This is a genomic window from Halomonas elongata, assembly GCF_029081005.1.
In the GTDB taxonomy this organism is placed as follows: domain Bacteria; phylum Pseudomonadota; class Gammaproteobacteria; order Pseudomonadales; family Halomonadaceae; genus Halomonas; species Halomonas elongata_B.
In genome coordinates this window covers 1-15,856 of record NZ_JAJQTQ010000020.1, presented here as the reverse complement: position 1 = coordinate 15,856, position 15,856 = coordinate 1, and the positions used below count along the sequence as shown (strand labels likewise).

At 65.9% G+C, this 15,856-nt stretch carries 13 protein-coding genes; 9 read left to right on the top strand and 4 right to left on the bottom strand.

Features of this window, described 5'->3' with window-relative positions; genetic code table 11:
• Nucleotides 1–228: 228 nt before the first annotated feature.
• The 3 genes from LU493_RS14265 (at nucleotide 229) to ada (ending at nucleotide 4,066) form a co-directional block, all read left to right on the top strand.
• Nucleotides 229–543, top strand: a complete 315-nt coding sequence (locus LU493_RS14265) for a hypothetical protein (RefSeq protein WP_275288458.1) — start codon at nucleotides 229–231, stop codon at nucleotides 541–543.
• A gap of 240 nt (nucleotides 544–783) precedes the next feature.
• A complete protein-coding gene (locus tag LU493_RS14260) occupies nucleotides 784–2,841 on the top strand; it encodes a TonB-dependent receptor family protein (RefSeq protein ID WP_275288457.1) in 2,058 nt (685 codons plus the stop codon).
• A 112-nt stretch (nucleotides 2,842–2,953) separates the two neighbouring features.
• Nucleotides 2,954–4,066: a bifunctional DNA-binding transcriptional regulator/O6-methylguanine-DNA methyltransferase Ada gene (gene ada, locus LU493_RS14255; protein ID WP_275288456.1), complete on the top strand. Its 1,113-nt coding sequence runs from the start codon at nucleotides 2,954–2,956 to the stop codon at nucleotides 4,064–4,066.
• On the opposite strand, the gene LU493_RS14250 is transcribed toward ada, so the two are convergent.
• The 4 genes from LU493_RS14250 to LU493_RS14235 form a co-directional block, all read right to left on the bottom strand.
• Nucleotides 4,039–4,956 carry a LysR family transcriptional regulator gene (locus LU493_RS14250; RefSeq protein ID WP_275288455.1) on the bottom strand — a complete coding sequence of 306 codons (918 nt, stop codon included), beginning with the start codon at nucleotides 4,954–4,956 and terminating at the stop codon, nucleotides 4,039–4,041. The two genes, ada and LU493_RS14250, sit on opposite strands and share 28 nt — an antisense overlap.
• 5 nt (nucleotides 4,957–4,961) lie before the next feature.
• Nucleotides 4,962–6,143: a low temperature requirement protein A gene (locus LU493_RS14245; protein WP_275288454.1), complete on the bottom strand. Its 1,182-nt coding sequence runs from the start codon at nucleotides 6,141–6,143 to the stop codon at nucleotides 4,962–4,964.
• A gap of 58 nt (nucleotides 6,144–6,201) precedes the next feature.
• On the bottom strand, nucleotides 6,202–6,459 hold the full coding sequence (locus LU493_RS14240; protein ID WP_275288453.1) for a hypothetical protein: 258 nt from the start codon (nucleotides 6,457–6,459) through the stop codon (nucleotides 6,202–6,204).
• A 346-nt stretch (nucleotides 6,460–6,805) separates the two neighbouring features.
• On the bottom strand, nucleotides 6,806–7,579 hold the full coding sequence (locus LU493_RS14235) for an SDR family oxidoreductase (protein WP_275288452.1): 774 nt from the start codon (nucleotides 7,577–7,579) through the stop codon (nucleotides 6,806–6,808).
• A 508-nt stretch (nucleotides 7,580–8,087) separates the two neighbouring features.
• Between LU493_RS14235 and LU493_RS14230 the strand changes: the two genes are divergently transcribed.
• The 6 genes from LU493_RS14230 (at nucleotide 8,088) to LU493_RS14205 (ending at nucleotide 15,607) form a co-directional block, all read left to right on the top strand.
• A complete protein-coding gene (locus LU493_RS14230; protein ID WP_275288451.1) occupies nucleotides 8,088–9,203 on the top strand; it encodes an efflux RND transporter periplasmic adaptor subunit in 1,116 nt (371 codons plus the stop codon).
• A gap of 7 nt (nucleotides 9,204–9,210) precedes the next feature.
• Nucleotides 9,211–12,318 carry an efflux RND transporter permease subunit gene (locus tag LU493_RS14225; RefSeq protein WP_275288450.1) on the top strand — a complete coding sequence of 1,036 codons (3,108 nt, stop codon included), beginning with the start codon at nucleotides 9,211–9,213 and terminating at the stop codon, nucleotides 12,316–12,318.
• Between the two features lie 153 nt (nucleotides 12,319–12,471).
• Entirely contained in the window at nucleotides 12,472–13,098 is a 627-nt protein-coding gene (locus LU493_RS14220) for a CerR family C-terminal domain-containing protein (RefSeq protein ID WP_275288449.1), read from the top strand.
• Between the two features lie 47 nt (nucleotides 13,099–13,145).
• A complete protein-coding gene (locus LU493_RS14215; protein WP_275288448.1) occupies nucleotides 13,146–13,553 on the top strand; it encodes an NUDIX hydrolase in 408 nt (135 codons plus the stop codon).
• Nucleotides 13,554–13,570: 17 nt separating this feature from the next.
• Complete coding sequence (locus LU493_RS14210; RefSeq protein ID WP_275288447.1) at nucleotides 13,571–13,777, top strand: DUF3565 domain-containing protein; 207 nt, start codon at nucleotides 13,571–13,573, stop codon at nucleotides 13,775–13,777.
• A gap of 15 nt (nucleotides 13,778–13,792) precedes the next feature.
• A complete protein-coding gene (locus tag LU493_RS14205; protein WP_275288446.1) occupies nucleotides 13,793–15,607 on the top strand; it encodes a monovalent cation:proton antiporter-2 (CPA2) family protein in 1,815 nt (604 codons plus the stop codon).
• Nucleotides 15,608–15,856: the final 249 nt, after the last annotated feature.

Genomic DNA, 15,856 nt, shown 5'->3' with positions numbered 1-15,856 from the left:
TGGCAACCTCGAACTTCACCGTGCACCCGCGCCCCATGGTGCGCATCCACCGACCTCCGTCGCATGGGGGCCGGGCGACTGAACGCCCTGTCCCTTTCCTGATGATGACGCCCCACCCGGCCCCGCCGGGCGGGGCGTTTTTCATGGCTCCCGGCAGCCCCGGTGCCGCCGGCACCCACGCCGTCCGGGCAAGGCCCTGGCACAGGTGTATCAATGGAGGGCAATCCGATGCATGTATCCCAAGCTAACGGCACCCGACGCGACGCCCATGACTGGCAGTCGGCCCTGGATCGCGCCCTGGCCGCACATGGTGGCGAAGACGCCTTCGCCCACTATCCGCACGTGGCCTACGCCTTTCCCTCGTCATCGCCGAACCCCTACACCCGCGAGTACCCGCTGCTCGACTATCGAGGGCTCAAGGAGTGGGCGACCCACCGGGGCTGGCGCGTCAGGCCCGCCCCCGAACGCGCCCCCGAAGGCGAAGAATACAGCCCGCCGGTCCGCTTCACGCGCCTCGAGGACGAGGCCCGGCGCTACCACTGAACCTCCCGCCACGTCACCGTCGCCCAGCATCGGGGACGGTGACGTCCCTTGTTCGTTCGACACGGCGGCGACGACTTCCCGAGCCCATTCGGGTACCGACGGCCTTGCGATTATCGCGCCTCGAGGGACCGAAGACACGGAATCGATTCATCTCGATTTGTCGCCTAGGCGCTCCGGTGAGATCATTTGCGCACTATCTTTCTACGCATCTTACCTGTCTACGCATCTTGAGGTTGCATCATGCCCCACCGTGCCGTGCCATCCCTCCTCATCGCCGGTACCCTGAGCGTTTCCGGAATGGCCCTGGCCCAGCCCGTCACGCTGGATACCCTCGAGGTCAGCGCCCCACGCCTCGATCGCGAACTCTACGACACGCCCGCCGCCGTCTCGGTGGTGGATCGCGAGAAGATCGCCCAGGGCCAGCAGCGTGAGCGCCTCGACGAAGCACTGGCCACCGTTCCCGGCCTCTACCTCCAGAATCGCCACAACTTCGTCCAGGGCGAACGGGTGTCGATCCGCGGCTTCGGCGCTCGCACTCCCTGGGGCGTGCGGGGTATCAGGGTGCGGGTCGACGGCATTCCCTACACCCTGCCCGACGGCCAGGCCCAGCTCGACGCCATCGACCTCGACAGCGCCCAGCGCATCGAGGTCATTCGTGGCCCGGCGGCGGTGCAGTACGGTAATGCTGCCGGCGGGGTGATCGACGTCACCACTGCCGACGGCGAGAGCGATCCCGGCACCCGCCTGCGCGTCGAAGGCGGCAGCGACGGCTATCGCAAGCTGAACGTCAGCCACGGTGGCGTCGACGGCCCCTGGTCGCACCATGTCAGCGTCTCGGCGCTGGGCATGGATGGCTATCGCGACCACAGCAACGTCGAGAAATACCTGCTCAACGCCAAGCTGAAGCGCGAACTCGACGCTGACCGCTCGCTCACCGCCATCGTCAACCTGCTCGACAATCCGCGCTCGGAGGATCCTGGCGGATTGACCGCCGAGGCCGTGTCCGAGGACCGGAAAGGCACGATCGACAGCAACTTCTATTCGCCGACCCGCATCGACGCCGGACAGACGGTCGATCAACAGGTCCTCGGCCTCGAGTACGAGGACCGCGCCGCCGGCCCGGGTGAGCTGACGCTGCGCGGCTTCTATCTGCAGCGCGATTTCGAACAGCAGCTCGCCTATGCCGGCGACAGCTTCGTCGCCTATGATCGCGACTACTACGGTGCCAACGCCGAATATCGCCAGTCCCTGTCGCTCGGCGGACTGCCGCTGAGCTACGTCGCCGGGGTCGAAGTGGCCCGCCAGGAGGATGACCGCTACCGCGACGACGTCACCATCGATGGCGACCATCAGGACCGCGTTGCCGACGAGACCCAGACGGCCTCCTCGCTGGGTGCCTTCGCCCAGGGCGATCTCGACCTGACCGACCGCTGGACCCTCTCGCTCGGCACCCGCTTCGACCACATCGACTTCGACATCGATGACGACTACCTGAGCGACGGCGACAACAGCGGCGATCGCACCTTCGACCAGTGGAGTGGCAGCGCCGGGGTGAACTATCGTTACCTCCCCAACCACCAGGCCTACCTCTCGGTGGGTACCGCCTACGAGACCCCGACCTTCACCGAGTTCGCCAACCCGGCCGGCGTCGGCGGCTTCAATCCCGAGATCGAGCCGCAGAAGGCCTGGAATCGCGAGCTCGGTCTGCGCGGCCACTTCATCGACAGCGGCCTGGACTACGACATCGCGCTGTTCTCGACCCGGGTACGCGACTCGCTGATTGCCTACAAGAACAGCGATGGTCGCGACTTCTATCGCAATGCCGGACGCAGCCGTCAGGACGGCCTGGAAATGGCCCTGGGCTGGCAGTTCGCCGACGACTGGCGGCTCGACAGCGCCCTGACGCTGGCACGCTACGAGTTCCAGGACTACGTGGACGACGCCGGCAACGATCACGCCAACAATCGCATTCCCGGCCTGCCCGAGCGCACCTGGGTCAACCAGCTGACCTGGCAGGGCACCGGCGAGCGCTTCACCACCCTGGAAACCCGCTACGTCGGCTCGATGTACGCCGACGACGCCAACAAAGTGAAGGTGGATGAGGTCTGGCTGGCCAATCTGCGCGCCGGCGACGGCTGGCGACTGAGCAACGACACCCTGCTCAAGGCCTATGTCGGCGTCAGCAACCTGTTCGACCGAGAGCACTACGACAATATCGTCATCAACGACCAGCGCGGGCGCTACTTCTCCACGGCGCCGGACCGCAGTGTCTATGCGGGGCTGGAGCTGACCTTCTGACCGCCCGACTCTGCGCACTCAGCTGAGCGAGATTGAAAAGCCCGCAGCGGAGTGCGCCGCCCCTCCCGGTGTCCTTTACTCGGCACATGGCCCACAATGAGAGGACACCGGGATGACCCTCACCATGGCAACACAGCGTCCCATCGACACCGAACGCGACCGCCGCTGGCAGGCGGTGCTCCAACGCGACGCCTCGGCGGACGGCAGCTTCGTCTACGCGGTGCTCACCACCGGCGTCTATTGCCGCCCCTCCTGTCCGTCGCGTCTGGCGAAACCGGAGAACGTCTCCTTCCATGACCGCCCGCAAGACGCGGAGGCGGCAGGCTACCGCCCCTGCAAGCGCTGCGCACCGAACGCTCCCTCGGCCGACACCCCGATCGCCGCACTCGTCGAACGGGCCTGCCGGATCATCGAGCAGGCCGACGAGCCGCTCGGGCTGCTCGAACTGGCGGCACGGGTCGGACTGAGCCCTTCCTACCTGCACCATCGTTTCAAGGCCGTCACCGGCCTCACGCCCCGGGCCTATGCCAGGGCGCACCAGGCGCGTCGGGTACGCGAGGCGCTGAACGCCCCGGACGGAGACGTCACCCGGGCCATCCATGGCGCCGGCTTCCGCTCCAGTGGCCGCTTCTACGAGAATGCCGACGCCATGCTCGGCATGACGCCGACGGCCTACAAGGGCGGCGGTCGAGATACCACCATCCGCTTCGCCGTCGGCGAGTGTTCGCTGGGCTCGGTACTGGTGGCATGCAGCGCGCGCGGCGTCTGCGCCATCCTGCTGGGTGACGACCCCGCCCCCTTGGTCCGCGATCTCCAGGATCGCTTCCCACGGGCCGAGCTCACAGCCGGCGAAGGCGATTTCGAAGACTGGGTCGCCGGAGTGGTCGGCCTGATCGACGATCCCGCTCTGGGCACCGAGCTGCCCCTGGACATCCGTGGCACGGCCTTCCAGCAACGTGTCTGGCAGGCGCTGCGCGAGATCCCCGCCGGCTCCACCGCGAGCTACACCGAGGTCGCCGAGCGCATCGGTTCACCGACCGCGGTGCGGGCCGTCGCTCGAGCCTGCGCGGCCAACCCGCTGGCCGTGGCGATTCCCTGCCATCGGGTCGTGCGTCGGGACGGCGACCTCTCCGGCTATCGCTGGGGCGTCGAACGCAAGCGAGCTCTGCTGGAACGGGAGGCCGACCAGCCGAAAGGTCATGACGGCGAAGGCGTCTCGAAGTAGGGCGCCATCATGGCGGCGAACCAGTCCATGAAGACATCGATGCGCACCGCGCGATGCCGACGATGCGGATACAGCACCGAAACCTCCATGGCGTCGGCTCGGCTCTGGGGCAACACCTCGACCAGTTCGCCGCCACGCAGCAGATCGTCGACGTCGAAGCGCGGCACCTGGATGAGACCGAGCCCGGCCCGGCAGCAGGCAATGTAGTTCTCGGCGTTGTTGACCACGACCCGGCTCGAAAGCTCGATATTCCGGGCCTGACCATCTTCGACCACTTCGAAGCGTTCCTCGCGACCACTATGCGGCGAGGCGTAACCCACCATGAGATGCCCCTCGGCGAGATCATCGACCCGACGAGGCATGCCATGGCGTTTCAGATAATCGGGACTGGCGCAGTTCACCAGCGCGACCCGTCCCAGCCGGCGCGCGACCAGGTCGCTGTCCTGAAGCGGACCGAACCGCACGACACAGTCGACCCCCTCGGCCACCAGGTCGACATGGCGATCCGTGGACCCCAGGACGACCTGCAGGCGGGGATGTCGTTCCAGCAGTTGCCCCAGCGCCGGCGCCACGAGTCGCCTGGCCACGCGGCTCGGCACATCGATGACCAGTCTGCCCGAGGCTTCCTCGCTCGGATGCCGAAACGATCGTTCGAGGTCCTCCGCGTCTGCCACCAGGGTCCTGGCCCGTTGCAGGAAGCGTTCGCCGTCCGGTGTCAACCGCACCTTGCGCGTCGTGCGGTGCAAGAGCCGCACACCGAGTGTTTCCTCGACACGCCGCACGGCAAGCGACACGGTCGCCCTGGGCCAGGCCAGCGCCACGGCGGCCCGGGTAAAACTTCCCATTTCCGCCACCCTGATGAAGGCCCGCCATTGATCGATCCTGTCCATGGCGGTCAGATCCGCAACACGCCCTGGCGCGACAACATTTCCCAGGCCCCCACGCCCAGCAGCAGCAAGGCGCTGGCTCCCTGCAAAAGCAGCGCACTGTGCGAGGCCGTCAGAGGAAGCAGGAGAGCCGGCATCAGCACCAGCCCGACCAGATGCGACAACGGCGGCCGCCCGTAGACGACGAACTTGTAGATCGCCATGCCCGCCAGGAACAACATCGGGCCGGCCAGCAGCACGCTCGTCACCGTGGTCGTCAGGTGCCCGACCGGGTGAGCGATCACCAGCTCGCTGCCGACCGCACAGAGGATCACGCTGCCCAGAATGATGACATGGACATAGTGGAAGTAGGCGCCGATCCGGCCCGGGTCGTCGGATTCGGTAATCACCCGGGAGGCATCACGAATGGCAATGTGAAAGTACACCCACCACATGGCCACGGTTTCCAGGAAAGCGACCCCGAAGGCCAGCAGGGTACCGCTGCTCCAGGCATCGGCCCCGGCCAGGGTGGCCCCGGTGATCAGGATCGTCTCGCCGAGCGCAATGATCATGAACAGCGCACAACGCTCGATCAGATGGCCTCCCTCGATGTTCCAGTGCCGCGTGTATGACCGGCCGAGGCCGGGCAGGCGGAAGCCGAACATCGGCGAGACATACTCGCACGCCACCGCCAGTGCCCAGAGGAAGAGACGCATCGGCCCCTCCGCCAAGCCGCCCGCCAGCCAGAACACGGCGCCGAGGCAGGCCCATCCCAGAATACGCTGATAATTCGCCGTCAAATCGGCCAGGCCATGCCCCTTGAGGCTCCACAGAATGAACAGCGACCGCCCCACCTGCATCGCCGCGAAACAACCGGCAAATACCAGGCCACGGGAACCGAAGGCCTCCGGCAGCGCCGCCGCCATCATCAAGGCCAGGGCCATGGTGATGAACAGCACCAGCCGAATGGGCGTGGTATCGGGATCGAACCAGTTGGTCATCCAGCCGCTGTACTGCCAGCCCAGCCAGACCGCGAACCACAGCAGCAACGCCTGGGCCGCACCCAGCAGGCTCAGGTTATCCAGCAGGAAATGCGAGACCTGGATGATGGCGAAGACATAGATCAGGTCGAACAGCAGCTCGACATAGCTGACAGCGGCCTCGTGCCCATCACGAGGCCGCATCAAGGGGTGGGGACGTTCCGATGTCATGCAGACTCCCGATCGACGCGAAAAACGAAAATGGACGTCATCCCGGCAAGGCGGGCTCTCACGGAGCGGGGGGTGCCCGACGCCCGAGGCGCCACCACGCCAGCCCGACGGGTATGGCGAACAGCACGGCGTGAATCGCCAGTTCCTCCCCGAGCGCATAGCCATGGGAGAGGCCGATGACAAGATTCCAGCCGCAGGCCACCAGCCAGGCCAGTGAGAAGGCTACCGCCGCTGGGCGCCGGTGCGCTCGCGGACAATATCGGGCGAGCAGCCACACCGCTACGATGCCTATCAACAGAATCAACAAGGTGCGCATCTTTCCTCCCTGAATGCCAACCACACGTTTCCTAGGTCTTGTACGAAAAGTCGGCGAGCAAAGGCGAGACAAGGCGAAATCGGTCGACAAATCGTCAGGATGAACGATTTGAGCAGCCCTGCTGCTCGTAGAGCGAGCGACAGGGATGTCGGAGTCAAAAAGCGCAGTTTACAAGGAGTAAATGAGCATTTTGATCGGACTCGCGCACGAGACCTGATTTCAACACCGTATCACCGAGTGCAGGGACTTTTCGTACAGACCCTAGCTTAGCCGTTGAATGCCGACCAGGCGTACCGCAGAGCACAGAGGGAACCGAGGCCAGGCGACTTGCCTGGCCGTATCCGGCTCACTTGGTGGTATAGCCGCCATTGGTCAGCAGGGTCTGGCCGGTCATCCACCAGCCATCGGTCACCAGGTGACGGATCAGCGGAACCACATCCTCGATATCCGTCAGCCCCGTCTTGCTGAATGCCGACAAGGCAGCGGCGCTCTTGTGGAAGGCCACGGCCTCCTCGCCTTCCTGACCATAGAAGAACGGCGTATCCATGGGGCCGGGCCCGACGGCCGTCACCGAGATGCCGCGCTCGCCGAACTCCTGGGCCGCCGCACGCGTGAAATGCTCGACCGGCGCCTTGCCACCGGCATAGGTGGAGTAGAAGGACGTGAAGGCGCCGAGCAGCGAGGTCACCAGCGTCACGATCTTGCCGTGATCCTCCAGCACACGCCCGGCCTCCTTGAGAAAGAAGAAGGCGCTCTTCGCGTTGATGTCGAACATGGTGTCGTATTCGGCCTCGCTGATCTCCAGCATCGGCTTCTTGAGCACCATGCCCACCGTGTTGATGGCGATATCCACCTTGCCGAACCGGCTCGACACCGCCTCGAAGAGCGCGGTGACATGATCGGCGCGGGTCAGGTCCTCCTGGAAGAGGTCGGCGTCGACACCCTGCGCCTTGACCGCGTCCCGGGTCGCCTCGGCGGCCTGACGCGTGGCGTCGCTGTTGTAGTGAATGGCCACCGCGCCAGCGCCATGTTCCGCGAGATCCCGCGCCAGCAAGCCGCCGAGATTCTTGGCGCCGCCAGCGATCAGGACCACCTTGCCGTCGAGCGTACGATTCACCATGGAGTGCCTCCTTTCAGTACCGGTCAGTGACGGGTAGACAGTCTAGGTGGCAATGCAGGCAAGATAATGCGCGCTCGCTGCCAACAGCATCCATGAATGGCCAACAATCCATGGGCGGTCCTCGCGTCCACTCGAGCAACGTCGCGTCCTGTTTTCCAGAACAATATTGATTCTCACCCGCTTTTATGGCTACTGTACGGTCGAACCATGGCGTCGATGGCAAGCAAGGAGGTTCCCATGAGCGAGCGCAAGAGCGTCATCAAGCGCGTCTATGTCCCCACACATGTACGACAGACAGCCAATGGCGACCGCGTCACGGTGCCCGGACACTACAGGAAGCCGGACGATAGCTGAGAAACCGGCGGCTCCCTCGAGACAATGGCTCGATCCCGGCGGTCCTTCCGTCGGGTTTTCATGACTTGCGATTTAATCATTTGATTAATACACTGCCTCGAAACGTCGGACGCCTCGACAGCGCCTGACCGCTTAGCACTCGAGGATCGCTACCATGCCCCGCGCGTATCGGCCATTGTCCCTTGTCACGCTCCTGTTCGGTCTCGCCTTGCAGCTGGGCGGCTGTTCGCCGGAGACATCGTCCACCACCGAGATACCGACGGTGGTGGACAGCCATGAGATCCAGGCCGCCAACGGCCCCGACATCACTCGCCTCTCGGGCCGGGTCCAGGCTGCCGAGCACACGACCCTGAGCTTCGAGATCGCCGGCCAGATCGAACATATCGCCGTGGATGTAGGCGACCGCTTCGATGCCGGAGCCCCCCTGGCCACCCTCGATGACAAACGCTACCGTCTGGTGGCCCGTCAGCGCCGCGCCGAAGTCCGAGAGGCCGAGGCCTCGCTGATCGAGAAACGTCAGGACTTCCGGCGCCAATCGAGCCTCGCCGAGAAGGGCTACGTCAGTGATACACAGCTCGACACCGCCCGGGCAGGGCTGGATACCGCCGAATCGCGCCATGCCTCTGCCGTCGCCGCCCAGGAGCTCGCCGCGCGCGACCTCTCCCAGACCACCTTGAACGCGCCCTTCGAGGGCTCGGTCAGTGCTCGCCAGGCGGAACCCTCGGAACGGGTCGCCGCCAATCAGGCGATTCTCGAGGTCATCTCCGACCGGGAAGGCTTCGAGGTAGAAACCAGCGTGCCCGAGACCCTTGTCGGAGACCTGTCGACGGGCTCAACCCACAGTGTCAGCCTCCCCGCCCTGAGCGACGCCACCACACCGGCCACGCTCACCCGACTGGGAACCCAGCCCCGCTCGTCCAACGACTATCCCGTCACCCTGTCCCTGGATGAGCCGCCCGAAGGCGTGCGCGCCGGCATGACCGCCGAGATCGCACTTTCGCTGGCCGACGCGTCGCAAGACGCCTTCGTTCTCCCCATTCCCCTCACCGCCCTGGTCCATGACGACCAGCAGCATGCGCACGTCCTTCGCATCGGCGAAGATAGCCGCCTGGAAAGCGTCGACGTCACGGTGATCAGTATCGGCGAAGAGCGCGCCAAGGTGCGCGGCGAATTGGCAGCGGGCGAACGCATCGTCGCCAGGGGCGCCGAATTCGTCGAGCCGGGCCAGGTCGTGAGCCTGCTCGGCCAGGGGCCGGAACGCTACAACTGACTCGACCATGACCGGGGCCACCATGAACCTCAGCCAGCTCGCCCACCGACGCCGTCCCGTCCTCTATCTGGCCACCCTGGTGGCCATGCTCTATGGCATCTTCAGCTACTTCGCCATGCCGGCCCGGGAGGATCCGGAGATCACCATCCGCGAGGCGCTGGTGACCACCGCCTATCCTGGCCTGCCCGCGGAACAGGTCGAGCAGAACATCAGCAAGCCCCTGGAAGAGAGCATCCGTGCCATCGGTGAGGTGGAACGCATCCGTTCGACGTCGATGCGTGGCCGCTCGATCCTTCATGTGGAAATCAAGGATCGCTACTTCGATCTCGAACAGATCTGGGACGAGTTGCGCAAGAAGGTCGAGGCGACGGCCCCTCGGTTGCCCGAGGGCACCCAGGACCCGGTCATCAATGACGATTTCGGCGATGTGGCAGTGGTCACCGCGGCACTGACCGCCGATGACTTTCCCCAGGCCGACCAGCAGGAGATCGCCGAACACGTCCGCGCCGCCCTCTACGACGTCGAGGGCACCCAGAAAGTCGAGCTGCTCGGCATCCAGGAACAACGCATCTTCATCGATATCGCCGAGGCACGCGTCGCCGAACTCGGCCTGTCACCCTCCGACCTGGCCAGCCAGATCCAGGGCCGCAACATCTACCCGCCGGGAGGCGTGCTGGAAAGCGGCGAACAACGCCTGGCCCTGGAGGTGACCGGCGAGTTCGAGAGCCTCGAGGCCCTGGGCGACACCGAAATTCGCCTGCCCGAAGGCGGCACCCTGAGGCTACGCGACCTGGGCGAGATCCTCCGAGGCTACGAGGACCCCGCCGATCGCACCGCCTACTTCAACGGCAAGCCGGCCATCGTCTTCGCCATTTCCATGCTCGAGGGCGAGAGCGTGCTCGACTACGGCCATGCCATCGAGACGCGCCTGAACGAATTGCGCGAGACGCTGCCGGCAGGCTATGCGCTCGACATCATGACCTTCCAGCCCGAGCAGGTCGCCAACGCCGTCTACGGGGTGACGTCGAGCGTCATGCAGACGCTGGTCATCGTGCTCGCCGTGGTGGTGCTGTTCCTCGGTCTGCGCACGGGCCTGATCGTCGGTTCGATCATCCCCGCGGTGATGCTGGTCACCCTGGCCATCATGGGCCTGACCGAAATGACCCTGCAGCGTGCCAGCCTGGCCACCCTGGTGATCGCCCTGGGACTCTTGGTGGACAACGCCATCGTCATCGCCGAGGACTTCAAGACCCGACTGGAGGCCGGCGCCACCCGGGACCAGGCGCTGGCCGAGACCGGCGGCGAGCTGGCCATGCCACTGCTTTCCTCGACCCTGACCACCATCCTGGTCTTCCTGCCACTGATGCTGGCCGAACACGTCGCCGGCGAGTACACCCGCTCGATCTCGATCGTCATCGCCATCACCCTGCTGAGCTCCTGGTTCCTGTCGCTGACGGTGACGCCGGCCCTGTGCCACCGTTTCCTCAAGGCACCGACCTCGCTCCGGGAAGACGCCGCGCCGAGCCTCTCCGACCGACTGTTCCGCTGGATGTCGGGACGCTACGCCCGGCTGCTGCGGCGCGTGCTTCATCATCGCGCGATCTTCCTGGTCATCATGGGACTGGCCCTGGCGGGCGGCGTGGGCATGATGCAACTGGTGCCCCAGAAGTTCTTTCCCGATTCGGACCGCAACCAGGTCCTCGTGACGATCGACTTCCCCTCCGACATCGCCGCCAACGCCACCGACCGGCGTGTCAGCGAGCTGAGCGAGGCCTTGCTCGAGGCACCCTCGTTGCGTGACGACCTCACTGGCGTCGCCGCCTACTCAGGCTTCGGCGGCCCGCGTTTCGTGCTGTCGCTGACCCCCATCGACCCGGCGCCCAACAAGGGCTTCATGGTGCTCAACGTGGCCGACCGTGACCATGTCGACGAGGTGATCCACGCCACGCGTCATTATCTGGCCACTCACCACCCGGACATCTCGCCCCAGGTCACCCGGATGTTCCTGGGCCCCTCCGACAGCACCCTGCTCCAGGTCCAGGTCAAGGGACCGGACCGGGAGGTCCTGTTCAGCGCGGCCAAGCGAGTGGAGGCCATCCTCGGCGACGTCGATGGCGCCCAGGACATTCGTCAGAGCTGGGAAGCGCGCATTCCTTCGTTGACCATCGACGTCGACCAGGCCCGGGCGCGCAGCGCCGGCATCACTTCCGAGGACATCGCCCGTTCGCTGAGCAGCGCCATCGACGGTTATCACCTCAGCCATTACCGCGAGGGCGACGACATCATTCCGGTGATGATGCGCTACACCGAGCGACAGCGCGCCAGCATCGAGCGCCTCGAGTCACTGACCGTCTATCCCCTGGAAGCCGCCGGCGAGGGCGTGCCCCTGAGCCAGGTCGCCGAGGTGCGGCTGGACAACGGCTACTACCGGATCGACCGCGAGAATCTGGTGCGCACCATCACCGTCGAGGGGCGCAACCGCCACCTCACCGCCGAGGACATGGTCCCCCGGGTCGAGCCGGCATTGCGGGCACTCGAGGCAGACCTGCCGCCCGGCCACTGGATCGAGTTCGACGGCGTAGTGAAGGAGTCGGCGGAGGGCCAGGCGGCACTGCAAGCCAACCTGCCGCTGTGCATCGGCCTGATCTTCATTCTGCTGGTCGCCCAGTTCAATTCCTTCAAGCGCCCCCTGCTGATCGTCGCCACCATCCCGCTGGTGATCGTCGGCGTGGCATTGGGGCTACTGGCCACCCGGGCCGATTTCGGTTTCATGGTGATGCTCGGCCTCTACAGCCTGGCCGGCATCATCATCAACAATGCCATCGTGCTGATCGACCGCATCGACATCGAACGTCGCGCACTGACCTCCGACGCCCCCGCCCGGGATGCCGTGGTGCGCGCTTCGGCGCGCCGACTCAGGCCGATCCTGATGTCGGCGATCACCACGATTCTGGGCTTTCTGCCGTTGATCGTCGGTCGTGACCCGCTGTTCTACGGCATGGCCGCCGCCATGGCCTTCGGCCTCGGCATCGGTACCATCATGAGCCTCGGGGTCGTGCCGGTGCTCTACACCCTTTTCTTCGGCATCGACACCACAGAGGGAAACACTGCTTAAATGCCTGCGCATGCAAATCGCTGCGTTACGCGGTGCTCGAAAGCTCGCCTAACCCCTCGTTATGTCTCGCTTTCTGTGCTCCGTGCGCCTTGCGCTTCACTATGCTCGGCGATTTATTCAGTATTTCCTGAGCGCGACGGAGACACCTGAACCATGACGACCGAGGACACCACCCGAGACCGCCTGATCCAGGCCGGCATCCGGCTGTTCGGCGAGCACGGCTACAAGGCCACCACCACCCGCATGCTGGCCGACGAGGGCCGGGCCAATATCGGTTCCATCGCCTACTACTTCGACAACAAGCACGGCCTCTATCTGGCCGCGGCCCGCCACATCGCCGGTGCGCTGCGTGAACGCCTGGGCATCGGCGACTCCCTCGTCCCCCCCGACGACCGCGATACCGCCCGGGCGACCCTCGAGGTCATCGTGCGACGCATGGTGAGAACCTTCGCCACGGACGTCGAATGCCGCCATTGGTTACTGATGGTGATGCGCGAGCAGATCCACCCCAGCGAGGCCTTCGACATCCTGCAGGATCAGGCCTTCGGCGTGATCCAGGCAACCTTGAGCCAACTGATCGCGCGCCTCACCGGGCGCGACGCCGATGACCCGATCACGACACTCGAGACGCACACTCTGGTCGGCCAGATGGTGTTCTTCCTGATCGCGCGGGAGCCCCTGCTACGCCGCCTCTCCCTGACGTCCTTCGATGCCGATACCCTGGCCACCATCGAAGACGTGGTCGTCTCGCACCTGCGCCTCTACGATATCTCGGCCTGACGGCCGACGATGCTAGAATGGCGCGGTCATCATCATCGGAGTCCGCCATGCCCGCCGCTGTGCCCACTCTGCATATCGCCGCCGCCCTGATCGAGGACGAGACAGGGCGCCTGCTGCTGGTCCGCAAGCACGATACCACCGCCTTCATGCAGGCCGGTGGCAAGATCGAGCCCCGAGAGTCACCGGCTGACGCTCTGTCGCGGGAGGTGTTCGAGGAACTCGGGTGTCGGCCCCGCCGCCTCGAGTCGCTCGGCGAGTTTACCGCCCCAGCGGCTAACGAGCCCGGCCACCGGCTGTCTGCCCACCTGTTTCGCGTCGAGCTGGACGGCCCGCCCCGGGCCGCCGCGGAGATCGCCGAGCTGCGCTGGGTCACGCCCGACGACGCCATGACATTGCCTCTGGCGCCCCTGACCCGGGATGTGGTGCTGCCCCGGGCCGGTGCACCGGCGGCCTGAATCGCCACGCCCGACGGATGCATCAGGCGATCATCGGCTATCATCGCGACGAGGAGGGCCACTGGGTGGCGGAACTCGCCTGCGGCCACGACCAGCACGTGCGGCATCAGCCACCCTGGACCGAACGTCCCTGGGTATTGACCGAAGAAGGACGTCGCTCGCGACTCGGCCTCGCCCTGACGTGCCGCAAGTGCAAGCGTGGAGCCCCCCGGGACCGACATTGACGAGGGAGTAACCGTGTGGCCATCGACCTGCTCTACAACTGCCTGATCTTCCTCGCTGCCGCCGTGCTGATCGTGCCACTGGCCAAGCGTCTCGGCCTCGGCGAGGTACTCGGTTACCTGATCGCCGGCGTCGTCATCGGCCCCTCGGTATTGGGCCTGGTCCCCGACGCCGAAGCGGTGCTGCAGTTCTCCGAAGTGGGTATCGTCTTCCTGTTGTTCGTCATCGGCCTGGAGCTCAAGCCCGCTCGACTGAAGCTGATGCGCAAGCCGGTATTCGGGTTCGGCGGCCTGCAGATGCTGATCACCAGCCTGGCGCTGGGCGGTCTCGCGCTGGTCCTGGGGCTCTCGCCGCCCGCCGCCCTGGTGGCGGGCTTCAGCCTGGGGCTCTGCTCCACGCCCCTGGTACTCCAGCTGCTCGGCGAGAAAGGCGAGCTGACCACGCGCCATGGCCGCCTCGGCTTCGCGCTGCTGCTCTTTCAGGACATGGCGGCGATCCCGGTGCTGGCCGCCATCCCGCTGCTGGCTGGTGGCGCCGCCATGGCGGACGGCTGGGACAGCATGCTGCGCGATGCCTTGATCGGCGTGGGCGCCTTCATCGCCCTGATCGTCGGCGGGCGCTACCTGCTGCGGCCGTTGTTCCGCTTCGCCGCCGCCACGCGCAGCCGGCAGGTGTTCGCCGGCACCTCCCTGCTGGTGGTGATCGGCGCCGCCCTGTCGATGGAGCTGGCCGGCCTTTCCATGGCCCTCGGCGCTTTCGTCGCCGGCGTGCTGCTGGCCGACTCCGAGTACCGGCACAGCATCGAGGCCGACATCGAGCCCTTCCGCGGCCTGCTGCTGGGGCTGTTCTTCATGGCCGTGGGCATGACCGCCCAGATCGGCCTGCTGACCGAACGCCCCGGCCTGGTGCTGGGCCTCACGGCGCTGCTGCTGGTGGCCAAGTGGTCGAGCGTGGTGATCGCCGCCCGCGCCTACGGCACCGACTGGCGCGATGCCCTGAACCTCGGCACGCTGCTGTCCCAGGGCGGCGAATTCGCCTTCGTGCTGCTCACCGCCGCCGGCGCCGCGACCCTGCTGGCCCCCGACCTGGTCGGCCTGCTGATCCTGGTGGTCTCGCTGTCGATGGCCGCCACGCCGGTGCTCTTCCAGCTCCATGCTCGACTGGTCCGACCGCGGTTCGCGCCGGCCACGCCGAAGCACGAGTACGACCGCCCTGCCGACACCTCGCCGGAGATCATCATCGCCGGGTTCGGCCGCTTCGGTCAGATCATCGGACGTACGCTGCAGGGGCTGAACATCCCCTACACCATTCTCGACATCAACGCCGAGCATGTCGCCTTCGTGCGCCGCTATGGCAACGAGATCTACTTCGGCGACGCCTCCCGGCTCGACCTGCTGGAAGCCGCCGGCGCCGACCGGGCCCGCATCCTGGTGATCGCCATCTCCGATGTCGAGGCGTCACTGCGTATCGTTCAGCGCGTACAACGCCGCTTCCCGCGGTTGCGCCTGTTCGCCCGGGCCCGCAATCGCCATCACGCCCAGTTGCTGATGCGTGCGGGTGTCCAGGACATCGTCCGCGACCTGCTGCCGGCCAGCCTCGAGCTGACCCGGGAGGTCCTGGTGGCGCTCGGCATCGACCGTCAGCGCGCACAGCACACCGTGGACACCTTCCGCCGTCACGACGCGACCACCCTGATGCGCCAGATGGAAATCTTCGGCGACGAAGCCCGACAGATCCAGACCGCGCAGCAGGCCGCCAAGGAACTGGAAGAGCTGTTCGAAGCCGACGAAGACGTGGTCACCGAAGCACCACCGCCGGGGCGTGAGGCGTGAGGCGTGAGGCGTGAGGCGTGAGGCGTGAGGCGTGAGGCGTGCAGTATGTTGGCGCCGCCCGGCTCGTAGCTCGTAGCTCGTAGCTCGTAGCTCGTAGCTCGTAGCTCGTAGCTCGTAGCTCGTAGCTCGTAGCTCGTAGCTCGTAGCTCGTAGCTCGTAGCTCGTAGCTCGTAGCTCGTAGCTCGTAGCTCGTAGCTCGTAGCTCGTAGCTCGTAGCTCGTAGCTCGTAGCTCGTAGCTCGTAGCTCAT

Bases quoted from the DNA above. Each gene is read 5' to 3' on its own strand.
- LU493_RS14265 (WP_275288458.1), top strand. From the start codon at position 229: ATGCATGTATCCCAAGCTAACGGCACCCGACGCGACGCCCATGACTGG.
- LU493_RS14260 (WP_275288457.1), top strand. From the start codon at position 784: ATGCCCCACCGTGCCGTGCCATCCCTCCTCATCGCCGGTACCCTGAGC.
- ada (WP_275288456.1), top strand. From the start codon at position 2,954: ATGACCCTCACCATGGCAACACAGCGTCCCATCGACACCGAACGCGAC.
- LU493_RS14250 (WP_275288455.1), bottom strand. From the start codon at position 4,956: ATGGACAGGATCGATCAATGGCGGGCCTTCATCAGGGTGGCGGAAATG.
- LU493_RS14245 (WP_275288454.1), bottom strand. From the start codon at position 6,143: ATGACATCGGAACGTCCCCACCCCTTGATGCGGCCTCGTGATGGGCAC.
- LU493_RS14240 (WP_275288453.1), bottom strand. From the start codon at position 6,459: ATGCGCACCTTGTTGATTCTGTTGATAGGCATCGTAGCGGTGTGGCTG.
- LU493_RS14235 (WP_275288452.1), bottom strand. From the start codon at position 7,579: ATGGTGAATCGTACGCTCGACGGCAAGGTGGTCCTGATCGCTGGCGGC.
- LU493_RS14230 (WP_275288451.1), top strand. From the start codon at position 8,088: ATGCCCCGCGCGTATCGGCCATTGTCCCTTGTCACGCTCCTGTTCGGT.
- LU493_RS14225 (WP_275288450.1), top strand. From the start codon at position 9,211: ATGACCGGGGCCACCATGAACCTCAGCCAGCTCGCCCACCGACGCCGT.
- LU493_RS14220 (WP_275288449.1), top strand. From the start codon at position 12,472: ATGACGACCGAGGACACCACCCGAGACCGCCTGATCCAGGCCGGCATC.
- LU493_RS14215 (WP_275288448.1), top strand. From the start codon at position 13,146: ATGCCCGCCGCTGTGCCCACTCTGCATATCGCCGCCGCCCTGATCGAG.
- LU493_RS14210 (WP_275288447.1), top strand. From the start codon at position 13,571: ATGCATCAGGCGATCATCGGCTATCATCGCGACGAGGAGGGCCACTGG.